Here is an 11,618-nt window from a genome sequence, read left to right as displayed (position 1 = left end):
TCAATCAGTGCCTTAGAGGCCAGCATCAAGCTGTTTAATCGTTTTAGGTGAAGTTCTGGGCAGTATTGGTGTAAAGAATGTTGTAGGATATTGGCTTCGCGCATCTTGTTGTCCAAGTGTAGTTTTTGGCGAAACCATTTGATCATGCAACAAGATGCGCTTCCACCCTAATTTGATGATTTATTTGTAAATCATCAGGGGATTCTTCAGCGCGGCATATCATGATGCCTAGTCAACGTGACTATTTCGATCATTCCTTTATCTTCCTCCGCTAATCTCAGCGCAGGTTGTAGGCCAATAAACAGGTCTAAAGTGCTATTGCTCTAAATGTTGCAAACACTTAATGTACTGTCTTTTTTTGGTTTATTATCTTGCGTCACTATCAAAGCATTCTTTTATCAGTGCAGTTTTACTGCGGCTAAGCTATTCATACGCTCAATAAATATATTTCTACTTATATTTATTTCGTAACTTTGGCATAACCACATTTAATCTGCGCACGGAATAGCTATATCTAATTTTCATACCATTAATGTTTTTAATTAGGTATAGGCACACTTGTATCTATTTTTTAAAAAGTAAAAGGGAAATTAACTATGAAATCATTAAAAGTAGCCGCTAGCTTATCTGTTAGATCTTGTTTCGATATCGACAGAGAAGTCGTCAATGTACTAACCACAGATTTTTGTGATGTGGGCGCGGCTGTAGTCTCTGTTGATGATGTTAGAAATGGTATTGTTGAAAAGATTAAAAATACCGGATTGAAACTACCCATTTTCGTTTCAGTTTGCTGCGAAGAAACTTTCCCGGACGATGTTTGCTCATCGATTACTGGGGTATTTGAACTGTGCGGCGATAACACTGACTTCTACGGAAAACAGGTTGAAACGGCAGTCAATAAATATGAACAAGCACTATTACCGCCTTTCTTCGGCACCTTGAAAAAGTACGTTGAAATGGGTAATTCCACCTTTGCTTGCCCGGGTCATCAGGGCGGACAATTCTTCCGTAAGCATCCTGTGGGCCGTCAATTCTTCGACTTTTTTGGCGAAACGATTTTCCGCGCCGACATGTGTAATGCCGACGTGAAATTAGGTGATTTACTGATCCATGAAGGCGCACCACTCGATGCACAAAAATACGCAGCCAAAGTCTTTAATGCCGATAAAACCTATTTTGTACTTAACGGCACTTCATCCTCAAATAAAGTGGCCACTAATGCGTTATTAGCTAAGGGCGATCTCGTTTTATTCGACCGCAATAACCACAAATCAAACCACCATGGCGCGTTAATTCAAGCAGGTGCCACGCCGATTTATTTAGAAACCGCGCGTAACCCCTTCGGATTTATTGGCGGCATCGATGCCCATTGCTTCCAAGAATCCTATTTAAGAGATCAAATTCGCGAAGTCGCCCCAGAAAGAGCCGATGAAAAACGCCCCTTCCGTTTAGCGATTATCCAACTCGGCACCTATGACGGCACTATCTATAATGCTCGACAAGTTATTGATCGTATTGGCCATCTTTGTGACTATGTCTTATTCGACTCGGCTTGGGTCGGTTATGAACAGTTCATCCCTATGATGAATGACTGCTCGCCACTCTTGCTCGAACTGACGCCTGAAGATCCCGGTATTATCGTGACTCAGTCGGTGCATAAACAACAGGCGGGTTTCTCGCAAACATCGCAAATCCATAAAAAAGACAAGCATATCAAAGGACAAGATAGATATTGTAACCATAAACGCTTCAACAACGCTTTTATGATGCACGCCTCTACTAGCCCCTTCTATCCATTATTTGCGGCGCTAGATGTGAACGCGAAAATGCACGAAGGCGCGAGTGGTCGTTATCTGTGGCGTGAAGCGGTAAAAGCGGGTATTGAAGCACGTAAGCTACTGCTTAAAAAATGTAAATATATCAAACCATTTGTGCCCACGATGATAGATGGTCGCCTATGGCAAGATTATGAAACTGAACAAATGGCCGATGACTTACGTTTCTTCGAATTCGAACCCGGTCAGAAATGGCACTCCTTCGAAGGTTATGAAAAAGGCCAATACTTTGTTGACCCTTGTAAATTCCTATTAACGACACCCGGTATAGATGCAGAAACCGGTAAATATACCGAATTTGGTATTCCAGCCACTATTTTGGCTAACTTCTTACGGGAAAATAATATTATTCCTGAGAAGTGCGACTTGAATTCAATTTTATTTCTGATGACACCTGCAGAAGATATGGCCAAGATGCAACATCTGGTCTCGCAAATATCTCGTTTCGAGAAATTAGTCGATGAAGATGCGCCTTTATCTGAAGTATTACCTAACGTCTACAACGCGAATAAAGCACGTTATCAAGACTATACCATCCGCCAACTTTGCCAAGAAATGCACAATCTTTATGTCAGTCATGACGTAAAACAACTGCAGAAAGAAATGTTCCGTAAAGCGCATTTCCCAACCAAAGTGATGGACCCACAGGAAGCAAATCTAGAATTTATTCGTGGCAAAGTCGAACTCGTTCCGCTGTCGCAAATTGAGGGAAGAATTGCCGCAGAAGGCGCGCTTCCTTATCCACCAGGTGTGCTGTGTATGGTACCGGGTGAAATTTGGGGCGGTTCGGTGCAACGTTATTTCCTCGCTCTCGAAGAAGGTATCAACCTATTACCTGGATTCTCGCCAGAACTGCAAGGTGTTTATCTTGAAAATACCGCAGACGGCAAAATTCAAGCTATGGGATATGTATTAAATAAATAATGAAGACTGACTGCAGAGTTAATTAACCCCGCTCTGCAGTCAATTTCAAACCTCCTATAATAAGTCACCTAAATTAGGTTATTAATATGAGTAAATCAGCAAATAAAATTGGTGTAATCCAATTAACGATTATCACCATAGTCAACATGATGGGCTCAGGCATTATTATGCTGCCAACCCAACTCGCTCAAGTCGGTACCATTTCAATTTTATCTTGGCTAGTCACAGCGGCGGGTTCTACAGCCCTCGCGTTTGCTTTTGCCAAGTGCGGTATGTTCAGTAAGAAATCCGGCGGTATGGGCGGATATGCTGAATATGCTTTCGGCCGCTCAGGCAACTTTATGGCCAACTATACCTATGCCGTCTCGCTGCTCATCGCCAACGTTGCGATTGCGATCTCGGCTGTGGGTTATGCCGCCGTATTGCTCGAAGTCAACTTAAGCCCTATGGCAATTTGTCTTGCGACCATTGGCGTACTTTGGCTAGCAACCGTTGCCAACTTTGGCGGTGCTCGCATCACGGGCCGTGTGAGTAGCGTGACTGTATGGGGGATCATTCTGCCCGTGATTGGCGTGTCGTTAATTGGTTGGTTCTGGTTCGACATCGACCTCTACAAAGGCGCATGGAACCCGCATGATATGCCATTCTTCAAAGCGTTAGGCGGTTCTATCGCAATGACTTTATGGGCGTTCCTCGGTCTAGAATCGGCCTGCGCCAACTCAGAAGCCGTCGATAATCCAGAGAAAAACGTCCCTATCGCTGTGATGGGCGGTACCTTAGGTGCGGCGGTGATTTATATCGTCTCTACTAACGTGATTGCAGGTATCGTACCAAACGCTGAACTTGCCATGTCGAATGCGCCCTTCGGTTTAGCCTTCGCGCAAATGTTTAATCCTGTGGTCGGTAAAATCGTGATGGCCTGTGCCATTATCTCTTGTACTGGCTCACTTTTAGGTTGGCAGTTCACTATTGCCCAAGTGTTTAAAGCCTCTGCCGATGAAGGATTCTTCCCTAAAATCTTCTCTAAAGTCAGCAAAGCCGATGCGCCAATTTGGGGCATGACAATTATTGTTTCTATCCAAACCGTCCTTTCATTAATGACTATTAGTCCATCGCTAAGTAAGCAATTCGAAGCCTTAGTGAACCTCGCCGTTGTCACCAATATTGTGCCTTACATACTGTCGATGGCAGCCCTTGGGGTAATGCAAAAACAACTTAAAGTGCCTGCCCATAAGGCCCGTATTGCTAACGTAATTGCCGTGATCGGTGCTTTATATAGCTTCTATGCCCTGTATAGCTCAGGCGAAACCGCAGTAATGCTTGGCGCCATGGCCACCTTCTTCGGTTGGACTATTTTCGGCGTAATCTCAAACCAAGCGCCTGTTGCCGACACACGTCCAGCCTAAATATGGCTAACGCATGATCGAAAACAATTAATACCAACATCCACATCAAGACTAACGATAACTCAGGGATCATAGGCCAAGCCTATGATCCCCTGGAGAATACTTGCTCATTGTCGGGGGATTTATGAATAAGACTTGTCTCGCTTTAGTGTTACCTATGCTATTAACGGCCACCAGCAGTCAGGCGGTTGAACTCTATAAAGATCAAAAAAACACCTTAGATTTAACGGGTTGGTTAGGGTTTGCAGCATTAAATGACAGCCACGATACTTCAGTTATCGACGACTCATCACGCCTCAGATTTAGTTTCGAGCGCAGCGAAAGAAATGGCTGGACCGCCTTTGCTACCACGGAATGGGGGATCAATATGGTCTCCAGCGACGATGGTCTAGTGATGCAAGGAGGCAAACTCGCCGCCGAAAAAACCGATGATTTTCTCTATAACCGCTTAGGTTATGTCGGCATGTCCCACGATGTCTGGGGGAGTTTGAGCTTTGGTAAACAATGGGGCGCCTATTACGATGTTGCCGGCACCACAGATTTACCTAACGTTTTCGCAGGTTACAGCGTTGGCGCTTACACCTTTGGCGATGGCGGCCTCACAGGTACTGGCCGTGCCGACTCCGCCTTTATTTACCGCAATAGTGTCGGCCCAGTGCAAATTGCCCTGCAATATGCCGCCAAAACCAATGGCGATGTCAGCTTAAAAAATGATGACGGCAGCGAAATGAGTAACTCTGAGCTGAGTTTCGACAGCAGTTACGGTGCCAGTATCATCTATTCAGCAACCGAAAAATTCAAGCTGCTCGCAGGCTTTAACCGCGGTGATTTTGAAGGCCACCTAGCTAATACTCAAGTCGACGAAACCAATGAAATTATTGGCATTGGTGCCATGTACGGTGACTACTATCACTATGCCGAAGGACGCGAAGCCAGCGGTCTCTATGTGGGTTTTAATGCTCATCAAAGCAAAAGCAATGAACTGGTCAACGGCGATCTCTACGACGCCACTGGTGCCGAGCTGATGACGGCCTATCAATTCGACAACGGTTTTGTGCCTATGCTCGTGCTCAGTTATTTAGATTTAGACACAGATGCAACTACACCTATTCAAGGTAATTGGACCCGCCAATTTGCCATGCTGGGTCTGCACTATCGCTATAGCAAGGATACTGTGATGTTTGCTGAAATGAAGTTAGATTTCAGTGATATGGATGATGCCGCGCTTGAAGCGCAGGAAGACAACAGCTTCGCAGTCGGGATTAACTACTTCTTTTAAAGCTTAAGGAAATCTAGCCAAGGTGACGACAGCACTTATTCGACTTTGACATTCCTTGGTCGTATATAGCAGGACTGTTTTGAATAACAGTCTTAAGTGGCTGTTTTAGTCACATGTTGAATTGAACCATGTTTTGCAGGACAGGCAGCTCGCGTCATCGCTCATATGCGTGGGCTTATTTGAGGCTGAGGTGCGGCGCACGTTCCGTCTACAACGCTCGCCGTAACACTCATTGGATGGTACCGCAGGCTTACCATTATCTCTACGCCACTCCAAGTCAGTTTCTGGAGTGGCTTTTTTCAATAAAGAACTGCCAGATCCACGTTTGCTACGATCTTCAGCGGTACTTTAAATCCCGACGACTGTCGTTCAGCTCCCCTTCGCGTTAAGGACTAATCTGCAACAGATTGATAAAGCAGACAAGCCTAGCTTTAAGAGCCAATGACTTGCCTAGGCTTCGCCATTTATCGCATTGATACAGCGCTGTACCACCTCTTCAAAAGTACCGTCTATGCTCACTTGGATAACGTCAGCTTCATCGGTTGCAGGCATCTCCAGCGTGTCGAACTGACTCTTGAGTAGTTCAATCGGCATGAAGTGGGCTTTTCTGGCAAACATGCGCTCTTTGACTAATTCAAAATCTCCGTACAGATGAATAAACACCAGCTTACTGTTGTTCTGACGGATCAAGTCACGATATTGGCGACGTAGCGCAGAGCAGACAATCACCCCCTGTTCACCTTTTTGTTCAATGCTATACACAGCATCGTTGATGCGCTCAAGCCAAGGTGCCCGATCGCTGTCATTGAGCGGTGAGCCAGATTTCATCTTGATGATATTGGCTCTAGGATGCAGATCATCACCATCAATAAATTTCGTCTCTAACGCGTTTGCAACCGCGGCACCTATCGAAGATTTGCCACAACTAGAGACGCCCATGAACACATAGCTATTGCCTTTTTTTCTCTCAGTCACTTTGTTAACCTCAAGCCCATTCTCGAATTTAGTCACTTCCCACTCTACCATATTACGGGTAACATGTTACCGGTAACCTACAAAAATGTGGACAACTTAACTAACAAGGAAAAGTCCTCTTATGTCTGATATGTCATTGATTCTGACAGCGCTGGGTTCAATCGCCCTGCTACTGTTCTTAGTGATGAAAGTGAGATTACATGCGGTGGTATCACTAATACTGGTGTCAATCATTGCCGGCCTTTTCTCTGGCATGAACCCAGCCGATATCACTAATACTATTCAACAGGGTATGGGGGGAACACTGGGCTTTGTGGCGGTAGTGGTCGCTTTGGGAGCCATGTTTGGCCGGGTAATGGAAGAGACTGGCGCGCTAGATCAGATAGCCCATACACTGCTGAATAAATTTGGTAACGACAAAGCCCACTGGGCCATGACTTTTACTGGCTTTATCTGTGCGCTCCCCCTCTTCTTCGACGTTGCTGTGGTGCTACTGATTGGCATCGCCTTTGCTGTGGTTCGTAAAGGGGGTGGCAGCGTCGTTAAAATTGGTATTTCACTGCTCGCGGGTATTGCCACCTGTCAGGCGTTTCTTATCCCCGCACCTGGGCCTATTTTGGTCGCTTCCCAGCTCAATGCTGACTTCGGCTACATGATCGTCTTCGGTCTATTGGCATCGATTCCGGCTATGATTCTAGGCGGCCCACTCTTTGCCAGCCTCATCTCGCAAAAAGTCCATGTTGATCTACCCGCCCACGAGCAGCAAGAAAAAGGCGAACGAGAAGGCGGACCTATCCCCTCATTCGCGCTATCAATCAGTATTGTGGTGTTCCCACTGCTGCTTATCGGTTTAAAAACCGTTGTGTCGCGCTTTATTGATGAAAAATCCGATCTGCATAACTGGCTCGCCTTGATTGGTCATCCCTTTACTGCCATTTTGCTGGCCTGTTTAATCGCATTCTATGTGCTAGGCGTGAGACGTAACATTCCCAATGAGCGCATCATGGAAATCTGTAGCTGTGCGCTCCAACCTGCTGGGGTCATTATTCTCGTCACTGGTGCTGGCGGCGTGTTCAAGCAAGTGCTGATTGATTCAGGTGTCGGCGATGCGTTAGGGAATATGCTGGCAGGTTCAGGATTACCGATTGTGATACTGGCATTTATTTTGTCGGCTTCAGTGCGCGTGATCCAAGGGTCGGCAACCGTGGCCATGTTAACGGCTTGCGGCCTTATCATCCCGATACTTGAACCACTAAACTTAGATGGTGCTCAATTGGCGGCAATTACGATTGCCATTGGCGGTGGTTCGATTGTGCTCTCGCACGTCAATGACTCAGGCTTCTGGCTCGCTAACCGTTTTCTTGGATTATCAGAAAAACAAACGCTGCAAACCTGGACTGTGATGGAAACCATTATTGGTACGACGGGCGGCATAGTAGCAGTTATTATCTCTGCGTTTCTTTAACGCTAGCCTGTGATGACAAGCATTAGCCGTTAAGCGAAAGACCGAGGGGAAGTCTACAATGTTTCCCCTAAATCAATACGATAGCCCAGATCGATAACCGATTCTGCTCTCTCTTTGCCATTTAACCTGTCTAATAGCTCAGTGGCAGCCATTCGACCAATCTCTTTTCTCGGGGTAATAATGCTCGCCAATTTTGGCGTCATAGATTGGCCGATATCATGGCCATGAAACCCTGCAACGCCAATTTGTTCAGGGATCTTAATGCCTTGTCTTTGGCACTCAAATATCACCCCCGCCGCTAAATCATCGTTGGTGCAAAAAAAGCTATCCACATAGGGATATTTCGCTAAGGTTTGTTGCAATAACGACGCCCCCAAGGAAAACGACGAAGCCTCATTGGTGGTCATAGCCAAAGGTGTGAGCTTGGCTTGCTGCATCGCTAACTCGTAGCCTCGCATCTTAAGCTGAGTGCGAATATCCATGCGCGCGCCTAAGTAAGCAATGTGGCGATAGCCTTTTTCAATCATGGCCTTAACCATTTCGCATGCGGCCGCTGTGTTATCAAAACCCACACACTGTTGAATCGAAGGCGACACGCTATCCATCATTTCGATAACAGGAATGCCCGCCGTTTCAATCATTCGCACGGTACGCGGTGTGTGGTAACTTTCAGATAAAAGTAAGCCATCGATATTGTAAGAGAGCAGTGATGCCACCCGCTCCTCTTCTAATTCGGGCTGATATCCGTAGTGAGCTAGCATAGTTTGATAACCGCGCTGACCAGCCACATTCTCGATACCGCGTAATACTTCAGCAAATACTTGGTTGGTTAACGAAGGCACCAATACGCCAATGGCGCGACTAGTTGCTTGCGCCAAAATTTCCGGCGCACGATTAGGGATATAACCTAAGGTTTCTAGCGCGATAGCTATCTTTTCTTGGGTGCTTTGCGCCACCCTTGTTGGATTTTTTAAATAGCGGCTCACCGTCATTTTGGTGACCCCAACTTGATCGGCAACATCTTGAAGACTGGGTCTACGCTTTTTATTCATAGTATCTAATGTTAGTTAACAAGCCGTGGGATTGGTGAGATGTATAGCTAAAATATCGAATATAAACAAATAGTAGACATAAGCATCAGACAGAGATCTTATAATAGTTCGCCCTGTGATACCAGTTAGGACGCTTTTAGCGGGGTGATCTTACTAGCTAGGCCGCTCCATACTTATGTCTGGAGCGGCCTTTGCACATTATTTGTGATGGCTAAAAGTGATTACTTAGCCTGTTGGCGACCCTGAGCGGGTTTACCTGCAGGTTTACCACCACTCTTTGATGGACTTCCGCCTTTAGCACCGCTTTTAGCTTGAGTACCGCTGGCCTTAAAACCAGACTGGCCGAAAGGCGCTTTCGCTCCAGGGCGGCTCGAATGGACTCCGCTGGGTTTAGCGCCAGTTGGTTTAGCTCCCGCTGGCTTAGAACCGGCAGGCTTAGCGCCATTCGCGGCGGGTTTTCCACCTTTAGCGGCCGGTTTTGGTTCAGTACCAGCTTGAGCCGCACCTTTAGATTTGCCATCGCCCTTGCGGTCATCAAATTGATTACCCGAGAAGCGCGTAAAAGCTTTTTGGCCTTGGTTGGCATCTTTCATCCACTTAGGTCCGCGCTCATTTCGACCTTCTGGCGGCACTAACTGATGTGGACTATTACCGATCAAGTCTTCACGCCCCATGGCGGTTAAGCCTTCACGGATTAATGGCCAACCCGCAGGATCGTGATAACGCAGCAATGCTTTATGCAAGCGACGTTGACGCCCTTTCTTCGGCACAGAGACCACTTCGCTGGTGTGCTTGACGTTTTTCAGCGAGTTTAACTCGGTATGATAAATCGTGGTCGCATTCGCCATCGGTGACGGATAGAAGTTCTGCACTTGGTCGAGCTTGAACTTACGCTCCTTCAACCACAGCGCTAAGTTCACCATGTCTTCGTCGGTCGTGCCCGGATGCGCTGAAATAAAGTAAGGGATCAGGAACTGCTCTTTGCCCGCTTCCTTAGAAAACTTGTCGAACAATTCTTTAAACTTATCGTAGGCGCCCATGCCGGGTTTCATCATCTTGCTGAGCGGACCTTCTTCGGTATGCTCAGGGGCGATTTTTAAGTAGCCGCCCACATGGTGCTGCACTAACTCTTTAACATAAGCCGGATCTTCGATCGCCAAGTCGTAACGCACGCCAGAGGCGATCAATACTTTCTTAATGCCAGGTACGGCACGCGCCGCGCGATACAGGTCGATAGTGTGTTTATGATCTGTGCCTAAGTGGCCGCAAATCGATGGAAACACACAGGATAAACGACGACAGGTTTTTTCGGCCTTTTCGCTGGTACAACCTAAACGATACATGTTGGCGGTTGGGCCGCCTAAATCGGAAATCACCCCAGTAAAGCCGGGCACTTTTTCCTGAATATCTTTGATTTCTTTAACAATCGACTCTTGTGAACGACTCTGAATGATTCGGCCTTCATGCTCGGTAATCGAGCAGAAAGAACAGCCACCAAAGCAGCCACGCATGATGTTGATAGACGTCTTGATCATGTCATAGGCAGGGATTTTTTCCTTGCCATAGATAGGATGAGGAATACGCTGATAGGGCAAATCGAATACCGCATCCATCTCATCGGTATTAAGCGGCCATGCGGGCGGATTCACCCAAACGGCGCGATCGCCATGGGGTTGGAATAACGCACGGGCACAACCTGGGTTTTGCTCTTGGTGCAAAATCCGTGAAGCATGGGCATATAAATATTTGTCTTCGGAGACTTTTTCAAACGCTGGCAGCAGCACATAGGTTTTATCCCATGGCTTAGGTTTAGGCGGTTGAACGCTAATTGGCTTAGGGGCTTCGTTATCGAATATCTTCACATCCGACGGGCCAGACAAGTTAGCACAACCCACATCATCGGCGCCGTAAGGGTTCGGCAGCGGCTCTATCTTGTGCAGTTGGTCAATCTTGCGCGAGTCCATACCACGCCATTCGGGCAGCGGCTCTTTACGGATAACAGCTGTGCCACGCACATCATGCAACGAGCTAATGGGTTCGCCAGCAGCTAAGCGGCGTGCCACTTCAACTAAAGGACGCTCGGCGTTGCCATACATCAGAATGTCGGCCTTGGCATCGAAAATCACACTGCGGCGCACTTTGTCCGACCAATAATCGTAATGGGCGATGCGGCGCAAACTGGCTTCAATACCGCCAATGATCACCGGCACATCTTTAAAGGCTTCTTTACAGCGCTGGGTGTACACAGTCACAGCGCGATCTGGGCGCTTACCGCCAATATCTCCCGCAGTATAAGCATCGTCAGAACGTAAACGACGGTCAGCGGTGTAACGGTTGATCATCGAATCCATGTTGCCGGCGGTGACGCCAAAAAACAGGTTCGGGCGGCCCAATTGCATAAAGGCGTCTTTGCTCGACCAATCGGGCTGGGAAATAATACCGACTCGGTAACCTTGGGCCTCTAACATACGGCCGATCACCGCCATGCCAAAGCTTGGGTGATCCACATAAGCGTCGCCTGTGACTATGATAATGTCACAGCTATCCCAGCCAAGCTTATCCATCTCCTTGCGGGACATAGGTAAGAAAGGCGCAGTGCTGTCGCCTGTAGCCCAATACTTGGGATGACTAAAGAGTGTGGATTCAACTTGCATGGATTGTGACCCGAAAACGTAATGTCAA

General features: G+C 47.0%; 7 protein-coding genes. 4 read left to right on the top strand and 3 right to left on the bottom strand.

Annotation, left to right across the window (positions count from 1 at the left end):
- The first annotated feature begins 596 nt into the window (after positions 1–596).
- The 3 genes from speF to K5Q99_RS10365 all read left to right on the top strand — a co-directional run bounded on the left by speF (position 597) and on the right by K5Q99_RS10365 (position 5,444).
- Positions 597–2,759 (top strand): ornithine decarboxylase SpeF, encoded by a 2,163-nt coding sequence (speF, locus tag K5Q99_RS10375; protein WP_220776812.1) that lies wholly within the window; start codon positions 597–599, stop codon positions 2,757–2,759.
- 86 nt (positions 2,760–2,845) lie between these two features.
- Entirely contained in the window at positions 2,846–4,165 is a 1,320-nt protein-coding gene (gene potE / locus K5Q99_RS10370; RefSeq protein ID WP_220776811.1) for a putrescine-ornithine antiporter, read from the top strand.
- Between the two features lie 124 nt (positions 4,166–4,289).
- Positions 4,290–5,444, top strand: coding sequence for a porin (locus tag K5Q99_RS10365; protein ID WP_106649126.1), 1,155 nt, complete (start codon positions 4,290–4,292; stop codon positions 5,442–5,444).
- A gap of 450 nt (positions 5,445–5,894) precedes the next feature.
- Here the strand turns inward: K5Q99_RS10365 and K5Q99_RS10360 are convergent, their stop codons facing one another.
- A complete protein-coding gene (locus K5Q99_RS10360) occupies positions 5,895–6,455 on the bottom strand; it encodes a gluconokinase (protein WP_220776810.1) in 561 nt (186 codons plus the stop codon).
- An 85-nt stretch (positions 6,456–6,540) separates the two neighbouring features.
- On the opposite strand from K5Q99_RS10360, the gene gntU reads away from it, so the two are divergent.
- Entirely contained in the window at positions 6,541–7,884 is a 1,344-nt protein-coding gene (gntU, locus tag K5Q99_RS10355) for a gluconate transporter (protein WP_220776809.1), read from the top strand.
- A 53-nt stretch (positions 7,885–7,937) separates the two neighbouring features.
- Here gntU and gntR read toward each other — a convergent pair whose 3' ends face one another.
- Both gntR and K5Q99_RS10345 read right to left on the bottom strand, forming a co-directional pair.
- Positions 7,938–8,936: a gluconate operon transcriptional repressor GntR gene (gene gntR / locus K5Q99_RS10350; RefSeq protein WP_106649124.1), complete on the bottom strand. Its 999-nt coding sequence runs from the start codon at positions 8,934–8,936 to the stop codon at positions 7,938–7,940.
- 221 nt (positions 8,937–9,157) lie between these two features.
- Positions 9,158–11,590 carry a YgiQ family radical SAM protein gene (locus K5Q99_RS10345; RefSeq protein WP_220776808.1) on the bottom strand — a complete coding sequence of 811 codons (2,433 nt, stop codon included), beginning with the start codon at positions 11,588–11,590 and terminating at the stop codon, positions 9,158–9,160.
- Between the last annotated feature and the right edge of the window lie 28 nt (positions 11,591–11,618).

It is taken from the genome of Shewanella hafniensis (genome assembly GCF_019655335.1).
GTDB lineage: Bacteria > Pseudomonadota > Gammaproteobacteria > Enterobacterales > Shewanellaceae > Shewanella > Shewanella hafniensis.
The sequence above is the reverse complement of the archived record's forward strand: the minus strand, read 5'-3'. Positions and strand labels throughout refer to the sequence as shown.